This is a genomic window from Paenibacillus sp. FSL H8-0260 (assembly GCF_045040625.1).
Lineage (GTDB): Bacteria > Bacillota > Bacilli > Paenibacillales > Paenibacillaceae > Paenibacillus_AQ > Paenibacillus_AQ odorifer.
Genome location: NZ_CP150298.1, coordinates 318,659 through 335,498 on the forward strand (window position 1 = coordinate 318,659; position 16,840 = coordinate 335,498).

The window sequence follows — 16,840 nt, forward strand, 5'->3', positions numbered from 1 at the left end:
AATTATTCCTCCGTGAGATCTCCAGGTTTTTCCGGTGGTGTACTCTTTTCCCGAACGATATTTTTTTTATTGATAAGTCTAGGGCGGGTAAACATAGCCCAGTGCGGCATTCGGAAAAAGGTGTCCTTTTGATCGGCGAGGTTATAGGGAGCAAACGGGCTCAAATAAGGAATTCCAAAGGAACGTAAGCTGCACATGTGAAGAACTATCGCAATAACGCCGATAATGATCCCAAACAATCCAAAGGATGCAGCAAGGAACATCATTGGGAAACGGAGCATTCTGATGGTCAGGGCAAGATCGAAGGATGGCAGCACAAAGCTGGAGATAGCAGTAATAGCGACGACAATAAGCATGGCAGCAGAAACAATGCCGGCATCAACTGCCGCAGTCCCAATCACTAGGGTGCCTACAATGGATACAGATTGGGCTATGGTTTGAGGCATTCGTACACTCGCTTCTCGTATAATCTCAAAGGCAAGCTCCATTAAGAGTGCTTCAATAAATGCTGGAAGCGGCACGCCCTCCCGTTGTGCGGCTAGACTGATCAGCAGGGTTGTGGGCAGCATCTCCTGATGAAAGGTAGTAATAGCTACATACAAAGATGGGGCAAGTAGTGAAATGAAAATACTGAAGTATCGAAGCATTCGTACTAAGGTGCTAACATCGGCACGTTGATAATAATCTTCCGCCGTCTGCATGAAGGAAACAAATAAGGTAGGCACCGTCATTACTATAGGAGTCCCATCTACTAATATGGCTACTTTTCCTTCCATAAGAGCAGCTGCTATAACGTCAGGGCGTTCCGTATGATGGATGGTTGGAAATGGGGTATAGGTTTCATCCTCGATTAATTCTTCGATATAGCCACTTTCCAGGATACCGTCAATGTCGATCCGATCTAAACGTGAGTGGACTTCTTGCAGAATCTCATCACTAACAATGCCATTGATATACATGAGGGCTACGTCTGTCTGTGTTACACGTCCAATTTGCTGTGTTTCTAACCAGAGATTGGGGTCTTTTATTTTCCGCCGGATTAATGCGGTATTCGTGCGTAAGCTTTCTGTGAAGGCTTCCTTAGGTCCACGAATCACCGTTTCAGTGGCACTTTCCGTTACGCCACGGTCTTTCCAGTCACGCATGCCTATGGTGAACCCTTTGGTATATCCATTGAGTAAGAGTATCACATCTCCGGATAATAGAGAGGTGAATAAAGAATTGAACTCCGTCGTATCTTTAATATCCCCTACAGTGAGCATGTGATCTTTTAATAATTGATAGTTGGTTGTTTGTGTATCAAGACTTGGATCTGGAAGTTCTAAGATTAGTGATTCCAGAATGAAATCCTGAATAGCTTTACTATCCGCCAATCCATCTGTATAGAAAATAGCTGCTTTAATCTGGTGTTTGGAACCAATAAAGAATTCTCTAATCACGAGATCTGTACTATTGCCGAGTGTTGTTTTTATATATTGAATATTATCTTGAAGTTTTTCTTTAATAGGTTCCTTGGGTAATTCTTTAGTGGGGTTAGGGTGCCCTAATGAAGGGTTCTTAAAAACTTTTGTTATTGTTCTGTTCAGAAATCCCATAGTTGTTATCCCTCTTCCGCTGGTGCTGTAAATATAGCTATTACCATAATGAGGTGGGATTATTCTGAACCACGGATGGGTCAACGCATATCAAAAAAAGCCGCAGAGAGATTCTCTGCAGCTAGCTAGAAGCGCTTAATTAAGACTTTAAGACGTCCAATCGTTATATAGATGCTTCTCCGTTAGGATGGACAACAACTGAATACCAACCTCATTATGGCCACCTTCAGGGATGATCAGGTCAGCGTATTTTTTGGATGGTTCGATAAAAGCTTCATGCATGGGTTTAACTGTACTCAAATATTGATGATGGATCGACTGGATGCTCCGTCCACGTTCTTCAATATCTCTAAGGACCCGGCGGAGAATACGTACATCAGGATCGGCATCCACGAATACCTTGATGTCGAGCATTTCACGGAGATTCTCGTCAGAAAGGACGTGGAGTCCCTCAATGATTACAATATTGTTTGGCTTCAGTTCTACCGTCTCTGTAGTGGAGCGGGCATGGACTGTAAAGTCATACACGGGAGCGAATGCGGTCTGTTCTTCGCGCAGAGATTTAAGATGCTCAATGAGCAGCTCGTTATCGAAAGCGAAAGGATGATCGTAATTAATGGATTCACGTTCAGCAAAGCTGAGATGTGAGTGATCCTTATAGTAGTTATCTTGAGATATGAAAGTTACCTTTCCCGTTCCAAGACGGTCAATGACGGAGCGGGCTACGGTTGTTTTTCCCGAGCCGGTGCCGCCGGCGATACCAATAATGAGCATGTGATTCAATAACCCTCCCTAAGATTGCCGTTGCAATTCCAATATTGTAGCACAGCGCTCATGTTTTTTCACCTTAGATCGGGTAAAATTAAGATGGGATTTTTGGAAATTCGTCTATATTAGGGACAAGGCAAATCCGGAAGGGGTTATCCAACGAATGAACGGAAAAAAAACCGTACAAGAGGCTTTTAATGAAACGGCCTATCGAATCGCAGGGAATGGGAATAGAGATGTGCAAGTGTTGAAGGAAGCCTTGGCAGCCGTAGAGAACAGTACGGCATCTGATATTTATGGAACGGGCGAAGTGATTGAAGATTTCCAGACGAAAATGGCGAATATCCTGGGCAAAGAAACCGCGGTTTTCTTTCCGAGCGGAACGATGGCGCAGCAAATCGCTTTAAGAATTTGGTGCGATGAAAAAGAGGTGAAAAAGGTAGCCTATCATCCCTTATGTCACTTGGAGATCCATGAGCAGGATGGCCTGAAGGAATTACATCATATTGAGCCTATCTTGCTTGCGGACAAGAACCGATTAATCACTTTGGAGGATGTGGCGAACCTAAAGGAGGATATCGCCTGTCTGTTGCTGGAATTACCCCAGCGCGAGATTGGTGGTCAGCTGCCAGAATACACGGAGCTTGAAGCTATTTCTGCTCATTGCCGTGCACGCGGCATTAAATTGCATTTGGATGGGGCAAGATTATTTGAGATCCTCCCGTATTACGGGAAGTCAGCAGCTGAAATCTCTGCACTCTTTGATAGTGTGTATATATCCTTTTATAAAGGAATTGGAGGAATCGCTGGGGCAATTCTTGCAGGCAGTGAAGATTTTACGAAGCAATCAAAGATATGGAAACGGCGGCATGGTGGAGACTTAATCAGCTTATATCCGTACATCATTTCTTCTGATTATTATTACCAGCAAAGAGAAGGCAACATGCAGCAGTATTATGAAGGTGCAAAGGAGCTTGCTGCTTGGGTTAATCAATGTCACGACGTAACCACTCTGCCCGCTCAACCTGTCTCCAATATGTTTCACATGCATTTTCAAATGTCTAAGGAACAAATTGAACCGATTCTGTCAGCGGTGTATGAGGCGACAGGAATCGGTTTAAGCGCGGGTATAAGAGCTACCGGGGAACATGCTTCTTATTGTGAGATCAGCATTGGAGACAAGTATGCCGACATCCCGAAAGAAAAGCTTAAAGAGTTTTTTCTGCTGCTCGATAAGCTAATGAGCGAATCATCTGCCGAGTAGCGTGCGGAGTAAGGAGATTCGTAATAGTTGTTTTTTAATAAGCTTCATGCGAAACTCATTTTTTAATTGATTGTAGATCAGCGGGCAATGGTTAAGCGCCCAATGGTACATGAATTTAAAGTCTGTAGCGTCTTTTGCAGAATTTAATAAATAGTATGAGATCGTATCGTAAGCATTGTGGTTGAACCATTCCGTCATTTCCTGTGCGTTATATCCATATTTCTGCACGGCCATATTCTTAATGAGTTTCTTTTCTTCCAGATTCTCAATTAAAAATCCTTGGCTCAGATTAAAGGTGATATTGTTCCCGTGTATTCTGTACACGCCGGCAATCACATCAATGAAGCCCGCATCACCTACCAGCAGGGAACGCAAATAGATGGAAGCATCGTTGACCATATTCATATCTAGGATATCCATAGCCATTAAGGCCTCTCGTTTAAAGACAGTAGTTAAAGTAGAGGCGGGTTTTGGATATCCTTTTTTCTCGAAATTCATGAAATAATCGCGTTTCTTAATAATGCTGCTAAGCTGCAGATTGGAGATTTTTAGTTGTTTGGCTTTGGAATACTCCAGGAACACATTCGCAGCTACAAATGAAATTTCGGGATGAAGGAGGTGGAAGCGGACTGCTTTACTGAAATAATTCATGTCGATCAGATAATCATCATCATCGAGAAAAAGAACATATTCCCCATCACCATGTGCAGCAAAAGCTTTTCGGCGATTATTTCCAGGTCCGCTATTGGTAGCATTGCGCATGTAAATGACCCGTGGCTCCGCCCCAAAGTGTTGCTGCATTAACTCTTTCGTGCCATCTGTAGAACAATCATCAATCACTGTAATCTCTTTATTGGGATAGTCCTGCATTAAGATACTTTGGATCGCTTGATATAGGAATTCTTTTCTATTATAGGTGGTGATAATGACACTGATCTTGGGAGAATCGGATAAGGATTGGACTGTTGGGTAGGAAATTTCCGTATCCGAAATGCGGCTTTCCATTTTAACCAACCCCTGAATTAAACCTGCGATATCACTGGCAACAATGTTGAATTGTTCAGACAGATAGAATTTCAAAGTATCCTCTGAAGCCCTCCCCGTCAGAAAGGCATGAATAACCTCAGATAAGGTTTCCAGATAAGGTTTGATTTGTACATTTTGTTCTTGATCTATGATCTGGCGGCATCTTTGCAATAGTTCTGTATCCTCTATTTGGATGGTAGGTGAATGGTTTATTTCGTCATTTAGGTCGTTTAGAAAGACGTAACAGGCTTGCTGCAAAACCTCGCTATGATCCATTTCCAGTCCTCCTGTTGTGTTATTTGGATAAACCACTTACCTCAGGCTGAGCGTTAATTTTATTTTTGAGTTTGTATCGATACTTTTTGAGATGTTCCCATGTATAGAGGAAGACTTCCCGTTCCATTAAAGAGCCGATTACAAAATATACAGGCAAGATCACTAGTCCTAGAAGTACACCCCAGATCATAAGCCCCAGATAGGAATGGATCGGGATGTCGATGGCAGTTGTGATGAGAATAATGCCTACAAAAACTACTGCATTCGTAAGCCATCTTCTAAAAGTGACCCATGGACTGCGGTCCAGCAAATGTTTGCTGGCATAGATCACAATATCTATGGAGCGGTATAGGAGGGCAACTATCGTTCCCATCAGTACACCGTAAATTCCCATGAAGATTACGAAGACAACAGAAGCCACCAGATTAATGGCGGATTCCAGAATGGAACGGTTTTGTGTTTTTTTGAAATGTCCAGCGATGGTAATCACATTATTGGAAGACGTTCTGGCATTGGTTAATAATTTGATGACTACGAACAAGACCGGCAGCCACATATCAATGTAATTCACGTCGTTTACCCCAGCGGTATACAATTTCATAAAGGGTAAAATCAAAATGTAAGCCACCGTTAGAATCGAGAAGATAAGCCCCATAAAATACACTTCGTAAGCATCATAAAATTTAATAAATGCTTCTTTACTCTCATGGTAGCTTTGCCCGAGGGCAGCCTTCACACTTCCGTTTATGGTCTGGACGATATTATCCACGATCGTAAAAATCATATTGTACATAACATAGATACTGACGATTTTTAGATTCGTAAAGATGGTTAATATAAGTACGTCCGTATTTCTAAACACCAAATAGGAGATTTCATGGACTAATACGGAATTCTTTTGACCAATGGCTTCATAGTCTGGTTTGAGATTCAGGTTGATCCACTTGTAATTCTTATTCATATAAATATAGAAAGCGATGATTTGAAGTAAAGTTAAGATAAAATAGGAAGCTTGAACCGCAATAATGTCCACACCTTGCAGTAATAACAGAATCCGGATCAGGCTGTTCATAATATTAGCCACAGTGACAATAGAAGTCTCTACATAGCTTTTTCCCTCCGCAGCGAGCAGGACCTTGAATTTCCCCTGAAAATAATAATTGATTGCTCCGCCCATCCCCGTAAGCAAAATAATGACCATAATCGATAATTTATCGATCTCAGATGAGATCACTAGCGGGTACACGATGGCGAGTAGCAGTACGGCGAAGAAATAGTAAATACCTGTTTTTTTATAATAGCTGGAGGTGGCAGCCAGAATAGAGTTGATATTGTTTTTATTATCCGAAGCTACCGGCTTGTAAAGTGCTTGGATCGAGGCCGCCCCAACACCTGCTTCCAGCAGCGCCAAATAACTAATAATCTGCACAATCGAAGCGATCAGCCCATTGGCCTCAGAGCCATAGTTGACCATTATCAGTCTGGGTATAAAAAAACCGAGGATGATCGTGATGAGTTGACTTCCCAGTCCAAAGGATAAGTTAAGAATGCTCCGCTTGGCTTTCATAACGAATCCCCCTTTCGTAAAGCGGTAAATACGTATCTAGATGCTCGAAATGTCTTTCGGCTTGTTTTGCTTGCAGTGTGACATCCATAGAGCAGGTGATCATACTTTCAAAAATCTGTTCAGGCTGGACCTGTTCCAGCGTGTTGAAATCGGCATACAGACCTGTGAATCCAACATCTTCCATTACATTGACCATTTTTTTGCTGTAGGCTACAGGGAATACCGGTTTATTAAATACCCAGCCCAGAATCATTGCATGGAATCTTGAAGCCACAATAGAACTGGCATTAGCTAACACGGACAACACTTCTTCCATGTTCGTTTTATATAAATGCACTTGAATAGCATCCTTGTAGGAGGGACCGATAAGGCGCTGAATCTCTTCAATCGCCAGTTGATCGCCTTCGTGTTCGCAAAATGACATGAAATGAACCGCGTAACCTTTTTCAATGAAATAAATTGCGAGTTCTTTCATTTTTTCATAATAGAGGTTGTCAAAACCGTTCAGACCTTTCGCTGAAGGTTTAATAACGGATAAGACGATGTAATCCTCCGGTTCGTTTGGAATATCTGGCGGGTCTAGCTGAAAAATAATATCTGGGGCTAAGCGGACATTATCCAGATCCTTAAATAAATCATAAGAGTACTGTTCTCTGAAACATATATCTGTATAATCCTTGAAAATCCGCTTGTGCTCATCATAGTATTCTTGATTTGTAAAAGGGCCAAAATTAGATCCTAACAGATAGTAAGGCTTATTTTGATTACGAATGACTTCTGCATTCTTGAAATGCTCTGCCCAGTGGTCTGCTTCCATGAAAATCGAGCCGCCGATATGAACGACGCCATCTGAGTGATCTGCCAGATATTTGTGAGCTACATTATGTATCTTTAGCTTCCTGCAAATATAGCCAATGCCTCTTAGAAGAAGGGAATCGGAAGGATACACTTTGAGGTTAGGGAGCTCTTTGAAACATTGTTTATAGAGGCGTGGTGCGCAAATTCTGAATTTGGTATCCGGATATCTTTCGCACAGCACCTTAATGAATAGATCATCGCCCAGATTAAATTCGGTATAGGCGTATATCAGCATCTTTTTCATATTCTAGATTCCTTTCGGGTTCCGTTCCCTTTAAGTAGGTTTCGCTTGAACCTGGATAAGCCTCTCTCCACAGAGATGAATCTGTGATATAGAAGCGGGGAGATTAAAAATGTTCTGATATAAAGGGTTAATCTGCGATTATCTCCTCTATAACGTCTTATGAGTTCATCCATTTCTTGATTGAGCTTTGGATAGGTATGGTTGATGTCACGAAGTAATTCCTGAATGCTTACCCCTTCCGTACCATTTAGACAGGTTTTGAGGTTGAAAAAGTAGTTCTCGATCAGCTCCCGGTTCATTAACAAAGGGGAGATCGTATCTAGTTCAGCAAAGGGATAGGTTTTGAAATATTCATCCACCCTTTTGAAAGCATCCACTACATCGAATTTATTCACGTTATAGCTGTTGGAGATGGAGGAGTTTCTCTGTAAATAAAAGGATAGTATATCCGGGATTGAGATGACTCTGGCTGCTCTGGACAAGGCTTTGTAGATGAACTCTTGATCCTCTCCATTCACACAGCGTTCTGTATAACCTAGCCCGTGGAGAAGTAAGAATTCTCGCTTATAAGCGATACTCCCTGTCCATATTCGCAAGCTTTTGTTCACGAAAATCCGCGCCAGTGCTTCACTTCCCGTCACGTCGCTGAAATCAGAGGTACAGCTCAATAGAGTTTCTCTGCCTTCGGAGACATGATTATAACCCCAGCAAATAATCTCGGGTTGTTCATCTTGAGTATATGACTGAAGGGTTGAGACCAAGTCTGCGGAGACATAATCATCTCCATCTACAAAAAGAACATAGCTACCTGTGGCTTCAGCTAAACCCCTATTTCTAGCCGCGCTTACTCCATGATTCTCCGTTCGAATGACTTTACAGAAAAGGGCGGGATTACGCGAAAGAACCTTTTCTATAACGTTGTAAGTGTTATCCGTAGAACCATCATCTACGATGATGACTTCGAAATGCGGATCGCTTTGATCAAGCAGTGAATTAAACATAGGGGTTATATACTGCTCTATATTGTATACCGGGATCACAAGGCTTAGATTCATGGGCTCGCTCCTTTCCTGTGTAGAACTGGATGATAAGCTATCTTAAGCTTACCCCTCGTATGAAAAGATTGTATATACTACTTTAGTTTACTTATTGCTGGCTCTACTCGTTGTAGCATCATGTGAATAATAGTTATTACAATATGTAAAATGAAAATATTATGGTTTGGTTTAACATAGATAGAAAGCCAACAAAATGCTCGAAGCGGAGGGATCTGGGATGCAGCTGCAAAAAATATTCGTGAACGGTGAGAGACTGAAGAATACAATCGAGGCATTTGCCGATTATGGGCGTACAGATAAAAATGGCGTGACCCGATTATCGCTGACGGAAGAGGATCTTAAAGTTCGGGATTATTTTCGTGCCTGTTGTGAAGAGCTCGGAATGTCTGTGAAGATGGATGATATGGGGACGATGTATGCCACACTGGCAGGCGAAACTTCCGGGCCTCCGATTGTGATTGGCTCGCATATGGATACTGTGAAAAAAGGGGGCAGATTCGATGGCGTCCTAGGGGTTATCGCGGGTCTAGAGGTGGTGCGGACGCTTGTAGATTACGGGATTAAGCCGAAGTTTCCGGTGACGATTATGAATTTTACGAATGAAGAGGGGGCACGTTTTGAGCCATCGATGATGGCCTCTGGTGTGCTGTCCGGAAAGTTTGATAAAAGTGTTATGTTGAACAAAAAAGATCCAGCAGGCATCACCTTTGGTGAAGCGCTGGAGAAGAGTGGATATAAGGGAGAAATGAGCAATCGTATCACCGAAGCCACCGCTTATTTGGAGCTTCATATCGAGCAAGGGCCTGTTCTTGAAAAAGAGGAGCTGACGATTGGGCTGGTTGACTGTGTAGTTGGTATGGCCTGTTACGAGATTGAGGTGACGGGAGAATCCGATCATGCGGGCACAACCCCTATGGCGATGCGCAAAGATGCTTTGTTTGCTGCCACAGATCTGATTATTGAGCTGCGGAGCAAGCTGGGGGCGCTCGATTCCGAGCTTGTGTATACCATGGGCAGAATGAATGTGCTTCCTAATATCCATACCGTCATTCCCAATAAAGTGATTTTCACCATTGAAGCCAGACATAAAGAGATGGAGATTGTGCGTGAAGTGGAAGCCATTATCAACGGTTTGCCAGAGCAACTGCTGGATTGTGAAGTAAGCAAGACTAAGCTTTGGGGCCGAGATACGGTGTGGTTTGATCAGAATGTGTGTGATTTGGTGGAGCAAGCGGCTCAAACCTTGGGTTATTCCAGTCGAAAGATCGCAAGTGGTGCAGGGCATGACGCACAATTCGTAGCCAGCTTTCTGCCATCCGCAATGGTGTTCGTGCCTAGCGTGAAGGGTAAAAGCCATTGTGAAGAGGAACTAACCTCCTATGAAGACTGCGAAAAAGGGGTAAATGTGGTGTTAGAAACAGTGATGTTGTTATTATCAAGATAGTTAATGTCACTTAATATAACATCATGCGATATGGTAGTCGCTTTAATTTCATACAAAATCGTCAAAAAGGCACTCTATAGGGTGTCTTTTTTTATGAGATAATATAGATGGTTGTGTTGAGTACCAAAATGATTAAAGATTAATGGGCAGTTAAGTCTGATCCTTTGTGTAAAAACACAATCATGGTAGATAATATTTTAATTTTTTAACAAAATGGGAATGCTAATCATATGTTATCATTCTTTACATAAGGGATCTACATTAGATGGGAGAGATGAATGATGATTATCGGAGTACCTAAAGAAATTAAAAACAATGAAAATCGTGTTGCCATAACCCCTGCGGGTGTAGTTAGTTTAATTACTGAAGGTCATCAAGTGCTCGTAGAAGCTGGAGCCGGTGTGGGCAGCGGATTTCCTAACGAAGAGTATGTCTCTGCCGGAGCACAATTGATTGAGGATGCAGCAAAGGTCTGGAGCTCTGCTGAAATGGTGATGAAGGTAAAAGAACCATTAGCAACTGAGTACCCCTATTTCCGTCCAGGCCTTATTCTATTTACGTATCTTCATCTTGCTCCAGAGCCTGCCTTGGCTGCTGCGCTAAAAGACAAAGGCGTCTTTGCGATCGGATATGAGACGGTTGTTCATGGACGCACCTTGCCGCTGTTAACACCGATGAGCGAAGTAGCTGGCCGGATGTCCGTCCAATTGGGCGCGCAGTTCCTGCAAAAGAACTACGGCGGACAAGGTATTCTTCTTTCCGGAGTTCCTGGCGTTAGCCGAGGTAAAGTGAGTATTATTGGCGGCGGTGTAGTAGGTACTAATGCAGCTAAGATGGCTATTGGCTTAGGCGCAGATGTTACGATAGTTGACCTCAGCGCGGAGAGACTACGTCAATTAGATGATATTTTTGGAGCACAGATTAATACGTTGATCTCTAACCCTTATAATATTGCCAAAGCAGTGGCTGAAGCGGATCTGCTGGTAGGTGCCGTGTTAATTCCGGGTGCTAAAGCACCGAAGCTGGTTACTGAAGAAATGGTCAAGACCATGAAGCCGGGATCAGTGATCGTTGACGTGGCCATTGACCAAGGTGGCATTGTAGAAACCATCGACAGAGTGACGACACATGATAATCCCGTGTTTGTGAAACACGGCGTGCTGCATTATTCCGTGGCTAATATGCCAGGCGCTGTTCCTAAGACCTCAACTATTGCCTTAACAAATGTTACAGTTCCATATGCCCTGCAAATTGCCAATAAAGGTGTGATCAAGGCGATTCAGGATAATGACGGCTTAAGAAGCGGCGTGAATGTAGCCAATGGCAGAATCACCTGCCAAGCTGTTGCCGAAGCGTTGGGTGAGACACCTTATTCGGTTGAGCAAGCCATGGAGCAGACATTCACATTGATCTAAAATAGACACGTTCCATAATGGAATGAGCCAAACAGCAAGCTCTCTGCGGGGAGCTTGCTGTTTGGCGTTTCTTGCGATGGAGACCGGGTGGAAGTTGGTCAGTACGATGTTAAAGTAAATAGATTGTGTTTCAGAGTAATTAGATACAGTAGTTGTTTGCTCGTACGGTGCTATGGTGGATAGATTAAGTAGTGAAGTTGGATGGATCGGGTGAAAGCTTTGATGGAGATTTCCGGGGGTTATTCCCTAAAAACCACTTATAACATTTGGTAAACACCAACAACTATTAAACCTTCCCAAATACCCCGACAAAACTCCCCACACCCCCCACCAATCATCCCCGTCCCAAACACCTTCCTCAACAAGCCGATCTCGCCCCTCACCTACACCAGCTATTTATCTTATAGTCAGCTAGGGGGATGCATACTATAATGAAATCACTCTAGAGTACAGGATTTGGTTATTCTTCAGGTGGGAGTGAAGCTAGTGACAGATAAGGATCCATTATTTGATCGTTTCTTCGACAGTATGGAATCATTGGCGGATACGATAAGTGAATCGCTACAGTCTCAAGTTACCATCGAGGACAGCAATCATCATGTGATTGGCTACAGCTCGCATGAATTTGAGAGTGACTCCGCGCGGATTTCAACGATTATCGGGAAGCGTGTACCTAACGCTGTGATTATTGGCTTGCGCAAAAAAGGGATTATGCAGCAGCTGGAGAGCGCGGCACATCCCATTCGAATTCCTGCAGTGCTGGAGGTGGGACTTGGTCCCCGGCTGGCCATTTGTATTAAACATCAAAAGGAAATTCTCGGGTACATATGGGTAGTAGATACAGGCAACCTGGTAGAAGGGCATGCCGAAAATATCGTTGAGAAGGCGGCAGGTATCGTAGGCCGTTATTTACTTAAGCAGCGAGGCTGGAAAACGAAGCAGGACAAAACGCATGAGGACTTTTTCTGGAAGCTGATTACCTCCCACTACGACAACGAAGCAAATATTAAAAAGGATGCGGAATTTTGGTCCATTCTTTTGCCGGAAAAATATTATATTAGCGTGTTTGAAAGTGACAAGGTAATCGATGATCATTTAATACTCCGGTTTCGGCAGGTTATGGCATCTTATTCCGGTCTGCAATTACTATTTCTGACGGCTGAGCATAATCGGCTGATTATTTTGTTTTCCTTCAGCTTTGTGATCGAAGGGGCGGGTGGATTATCTTCATTCCTGCATAAAACAATGGAGGATATGTATAAGAGTGAAGGCTGCACACTGGCTGCTGGCTGTAGTCTCGATTACACTGAATATATGTCCGCGGCTATTGCCTATTGGGAAGCGGTATCCATTGTGGAGATCAAAAAGCTGCTGCCTTTTCATGGGCGGGAGCTGCTATTGTACGAGGAGATTGGATTTTGGGCTTATATACCGGCTATTATGGAGCAAAAGCGCAGTCGAATTCGTAAAAGCCCGTTGCTATATCCGCTAAAAGAACATGATCGCGAGCATAAAAGTGATTTTCTCAAAACGATCGCTGTCTATTTATCATTAAGCGGCAATTTAAAGGAATCCGCGGCTTTTTTACATATACACACTAATACATTGCTTTATAGATTAAACCGAATTGCAGAGATTACGGGCAAAAGCTTGAAGGATACGGGTTATCGCACTTCTATTTTCCTGGATATTTTGACGGAAGAGACACGGCAGCTTAACCAGTGGTTCGTGGATGCCAGGGAATCATGAGAATTAAGCACCAACCCGGTGACGAACACGTACAATAACCTATATTTAGAACCTATAACATTGGAGGGACTAAGCATGGTGAAGGAAGTTCGTTCACCCGATGCCCTTGACTTTGAGCGCAAAATGAGAGAAAGCATCGTGGAATCGGCTGAAGCTTTAAATGAAAGTGGAGTGGATTTTGCAACATTTGATGATTCCCGCTGCAATCCGCAGTTTTGGACACGTACAGAGATTGGTGGGCTTCAGCTGAACGCTGGCGTGGAACCCACAGTGGGGATTAAAGATATTTTTCGGAATGGTCATTTATATGCCTTTGAATGCGCGACAGCCATGGTCATTGTTATGTATCGGGCGACGATTGAAGCTATAGGTGAAGAAGCGTTTAATAAGTATTTCAAGGACTTGTTCTTATGGGACTGGAATTATGACGAGAATTTACGCTTAATCACGAACTACAACAAGGAACTAACGCAGCGGGGAGACGTTGTATATTTCAAGAATCCCGATCATGCTCCGAGCAAGCCAGAATGGCAGGGCGAGAATGCAATTAAACTCGAAAATGATCTGTTCTACGGCCATGGCATAGGGATTACTACTGGAGAGATTATCATAGACTCTCTGAATCAGGAAAGAGTATATGGGAGTGATATCTCGGCCTATTTAACGGATGAATCGGTGCATCCAGACTTTAATTACTTACAGCGGTTATCTGCAGGAACGGTTTTACCGGCAGCCAACAATAGAAGCTTCCGATACACTGTATGTTCAAGAATAGGGTCTAGAAACTATATTTATAAGATCTAGCGTCTGCCTATTTTATACTTACTGAGCAATGCAAAGAGAGGGCTCTTTTGTATTGTTCATTTTTTTATTCACAAAAGAAAGGGATAGAGCTTCAGATAACTCTGAAAACTCTATCCCTCTTTTTTAATTAAGGATTACCACGTCGTTCCTAATTTGTTATAGCTCAATAAAATCGTTGCGGAATTTCTCAAAATCAGATTTTCTGCATTCCAGCTCAAGGCGTGTGCCTGTTTCTTCATAGCTAGTAGATTGAACATGGGCGTGTTCATTGAAATAAGAGACTACATTACCCCGATCAAATGGAACCAGAATCTCACACTGGACATAGTCCGTAAAAACATGGCTGCGGATCAGAGCGGTAAGTTCAGCCATTCCACTATTTTGCTTGGCGGAAAGGTAGACATTGTCACCTTCAATTTGCGGGTAAGGCAAATCAGTCAGATCAGCTTTATTATAGGCATAGATCGTTGGAAGCTGGTCAGCGCCGAGTGCTTTGAGCGTCTCATCTGTAACCGCCATATGCTGTTGATGCTGCGGATCGGAAATATCGACTACATGAATCAATAAGTCCGCTTCGGTAACCTCTTCAAGAGTGGAGCGGAACGCTTTGACCAGATGATGGGGAAGCTGGCTGACGAATCCGACAGTATCTGTTAATAAAAAGGTTTTGTGATCAGGCAGCTCAATGCTGCGAACCGATGTCTCTAGTGTAGCGAACAGCATATCCTTGGCGAATACTTGTTTATGGGAACCCGGATGGTAAGTCTCTACCATGACATTCATTAAGCTGGATTTTCCGGTGTTCGTATAGCCTACCAGGCAGACGACGGGAACTTCATTTTTATGCCGTTGTTTCCGCTGGATTTGGCGTCTTGCTACTTGTTGTTGCAGTTCAACCTGTAAAGCAGTAATCCGCTCTTCAATTCTTCTGCGGTCCAGCTCTAGCTTGGTTTCACCAGCACCTCTGTTTTTAAGTCCAGCTCCGCCACCTTGTCTGCCCAGCGACTCACGAAGACCTGTGAGGCGCGGCAGCATATATTGCAGCTTGGCTACTTCAACTTGCAGCTGGGCTTCCTTGGTCTTCGCTCTTTCCGCAAAAATATTCAAGATCAGAATGGTCCGATCAATGACCTGACGATCCAGTGCGGACTCCAAATTGCGGATCTGTGAAGGTGACAGTTCGTCGTTAAAAATAACAATAGGAGCATCGTGTGCCTCTAAAAGTGCCGATAATTCCTCGATTTTACCTGTCCCGATATAATGGGAGGGGTTAATTCGACTTGCCTTTTGACTAAGCTCTCCTACGACTTCAAGGTCACAGGCAACTGCCAGATTGCTCAGCTCTTCCATCGAATAGGCAAAATTCGTTTCGTTCTGAAGCTGGACACCGACTATAATTGCTTTTTCTCGTATTTGTTCCATATATTTATTCATCCTCCAATAGTAAATAATAAACGCAAAAAAACACAGGCAATCTGCCTGTGCTTACGGTTCGTTAGAGGACGTCAGAGTTAGGGCCTTCCATAGGTAGAATGAATTAAACAACAGTCCAGTCGCAGGGAAGAGTCACTTTGATCCCTTGCGAGCAGCAGTTGGCTAATCGGCTTCTATGGATGTTCAATTCTTAAAGGAATGGAGGTGAAGAGAATCCTCCCTACACGCTGTTGTTAAATTATCGGGTTACCTTTAAAAATGGGTAGACCAATCCTGAGTCCTCTGCACATGGGCAGAGCTTTAGCGCTATTCAATTAGCCGCGCAAAGTTCTAACTCGGATAAAGTCTATCACACGTAACCCTCCGTTCATAAAAAGTTAAGTCGAGTTTACCACATTCGTTATTTAGTGGCAAATCTCTATTTATGCTCTGGAACATCTCTTGTATTTTAATTACACCCAATAATTCTAAACAATGTTTACATATCATATATGAATTGATATATAGGAGGTGTGATGACATTGCCTGTTCTGTCCACAAACACCATTATTAATTTACCAGTCGACGGTACTCGGCCAATAGATCAAGTAGTGATCAAAGTTGTCAACAATGGATCGGCTGGCGCGTTTTGTTATATTACGGGCTTATCCAATAGTGTCAGTCCCCAGGCCATTTTTGTTGAAGAGTTATTTGAGCTGCAATATCAGGAGACCTTAAGCAAGACCTATGTCATGGTAGAGGATTTATTCCAATTTAATTTTGTATATTCGCAGGAGCAGATGAAGATTCAGGTTTTCCTTGTTGATGTGGACGGTGTATGGACGGCCGTTGATCTTGAAGTGTTTCAAGTGAGCCGAATAACCTCGGAAATACGTGATAACGTGACCGTTACATCGACTGACTTCGCAGCGATCAGCTTTATGAGACGTCCTGGCTTTGCTATTCCACAAGGTCTTGCGGCTGAGATTCGACCGGCAGCTTTAGATGTTATGTCCAAAAGACCTGTGCGATATATGGTCGTTGCAGGCGGGACCCTTGATGGGGCCTTCGAGAATTATCCTACACCGACTACAAATATTCCTGTCACGGACACGGCGCTGCTAGTGAACTATACCTGCACTACGGTCACGGGTGGAAAAGTTATTATGCAAGGTACAGGATCAGGGATTTCTGGGGCGTATGCGAATCTGGCGGTCAATTTACTTAATGAGCGACTCTCATACGAGTTCCATGATGAACCTGTCACATTGGTGGTAAACTCCCTCTCGGGCGGGGACGATCTCGCAGTTACCTTTAAAATGTCCGAGCAATGGTAATTATTCTTGTGAAAAAGGAACA

Annotated in this window: 13 protein-coding genes; 6 read left to right on the forward strand and 7 right to left on the reverse strand. The window is 43.2% G+C overall.

Going from position 1 to position 16,840, the window contains the following annotated elements; all coding sequences use genetic code 11:
- Nucleotides 1–2: 2 nt before the first annotated feature.
- Nucleotides 3–1,595 carry a spore germination protein gene (locus tag MHI51_RS01465; RefSeq protein ID WP_405173504.1) on the reverse strand — a complete coding sequence of 531 codons (1,593 nt, stop codon included), beginning with the start codon at nucleotides 1,593–1,595 and terminating at the stop codon, nucleotides 3–5.
- Between the two features lie 147 nt (nucleotides 1,596–1,742).
- Nucleotides 1,743–2,369, reverse strand: coding sequence for a uridine kinase (gene udk / locus MHI51_RS01470; RefSeq protein ID WP_036687251.1), 627 nt, complete (start codon nucleotides 2,367–2,369; stop codon nucleotides 1,743–1,745).
- Between the two features lie 157 nt (nucleotides 2,370–2,526).
- On the opposite strand from udk, the gene MHI51_RS01475 reads away from it, so the two are divergent.
- The gene (locus MHI51_RS01475; RefSeq protein ID WP_076126976.1) at nucleotides 2,527–3,627 is read left to right on the forward strand and encodes a low specificity L-threonine aldolase; all 1,101 of its coding nucleotides are present in this window, start codon (nucleotides 2,527–2,529) and stop codon (nucleotides 3,625–3,627) included.
- On the opposite strand, the gene MHI51_RS01480 is transcribed toward MHI51_RS01475, so the two are convergent.
- Genes MHI51_RS01480 through MHI51_RS01495 form a run of 4 tightly spaced genes read right to left on the reverse strand, consistent with a single transcriptional unit; the run spans nucleotide 3,613 to nucleotide 8,653 of the window.
- Nucleotides 3,613–4,929, reverse strand: a complete 1,317-nt coding sequence (locus MHI51_RS01480) for a glycosyltransferase family A protein (protein WP_076192559.1) — start codon at nucleotides 4,927–4,929, stop codon at nucleotides 3,613–3,615. The genes MHI51_RS01475 and MHI51_RS01480 overlap by 15 nt on opposite strands.
- 19 nt (nucleotides 4,930–4,948) lie before the next feature.
- Nucleotides 4,949–6,496: a sugar isomerase gene (locus MHI51_RS01485; RefSeq protein WP_076126979.1), complete on the reverse strand. Its 1,548-nt coding sequence runs from the start codon at nucleotides 6,494–6,496 to the stop codon at nucleotides 4,949–4,951.
- A complete protein-coding gene (locus tag MHI51_RS01490; RefSeq protein ID WP_248549178.1) occupies nucleotides 6,471–7,598 on the reverse strand; it encodes a polysaccharide pyruvyl transferase family protein in 1,128 nt (375 codons plus the stop codon). The genes MHI51_RS01485 and MHI51_RS01490 overlap by 26 nt, the downstream gene beginning before the upstream one ends.
- Nucleotides 7,595–8,653 (reverse strand): glycosyltransferase family A protein, encoded by a 1,059-nt coding sequence (locus MHI51_RS01495; protein WP_280753363.1) that lies wholly within the window; start codon nucleotides 8,651–8,653, stop codon nucleotides 7,595–7,597. The genes MHI51_RS01490 and MHI51_RS01495 overlap by 4 nt, the downstream gene beginning before the upstream one ends.
- A 220-nt stretch (nucleotides 8,654–8,873) precedes the next feature.
- On the opposite strand from MHI51_RS01495, the gene MHI51_RS01500 reads away from it, so the two are divergent.
- The 4 genes from MHI51_RS01500 (at nucleotide 8,874) to MHI51_RS01515 (ending at nucleotide 14,068) form a co-directional block, all read left to right on the forward strand.
- Complete coding sequence (locus tag MHI51_RS01500) at nucleotides 8,874–10,100, forward strand: Zn-dependent hydrolase (protein ID WP_248549176.1); 1,227 nt, start codon at nucleotides 8,874–8,876, stop codon at nucleotides 10,098–10,100.
- Nucleotides 10,101–10,381: 281 nt separating this feature from the next.
- A complete protein-coding gene (gene ald / locus MHI51_RS01505; protein WP_038568222.1) occupies nucleotides 10,382–11,515 on the forward strand; it encodes an alanine dehydrogenase in 1,134 nt (377 codons plus the stop codon).
- A 486-nt stretch (nucleotides 11,516–12,001) separates the two neighbouring features.
- Nucleotides 12,002–13,264: a CdaR family transcriptional regulator gene (locus MHI51_RS01510; protein WP_076275928.1), complete on the forward strand. Its 1,263-nt coding sequence runs from the start codon at nucleotides 12,002–12,004 to the stop codon at nucleotides 13,262–13,264.
- Between the two features lie 75 nt (nucleotides 13,265–13,339).
- On the forward strand, nucleotides 13,340–14,068 hold the full coding sequence (locus MHI51_RS01515) for a protein-glutamine gamma-glutamyltransferase (RefSeq protein ID WP_076186204.1): 729 nt from the start codon (nucleotides 13,340–13,342) through the stop codon (nucleotides 14,066–14,068).
- A 156-nt stretch (nucleotides 14,069–14,224) separates the two neighbouring features.
- Here the strand turns inward: MHI51_RS01515 and hflX are convergent, their stop codons facing one another.
- A complete protein-coding gene (gene hflX, locus MHI51_RS01520; protein ID WP_076220524.1) occupies nucleotides 14,225–15,490 on the reverse strand; it encodes a GTPase HflX in 1,266 nt (421 codons plus the stop codon).
- Nucleotides 15,491–16,017: 527 nt separating this feature from the next.
- Here hflX and MHI51_RS01525 point away from each other — a divergent pair.
- Nucleotides 16,018–16,818, forward strand: coding sequence for a hypothetical protein (locus MHI51_RS01525; protein WP_076275929.1), 801 nt, complete (start codon nucleotides 16,018–16,020; stop codon nucleotides 16,816–16,818).
- Nucleotides 16,819–16,840: the final 22 nt, after the last annotated feature.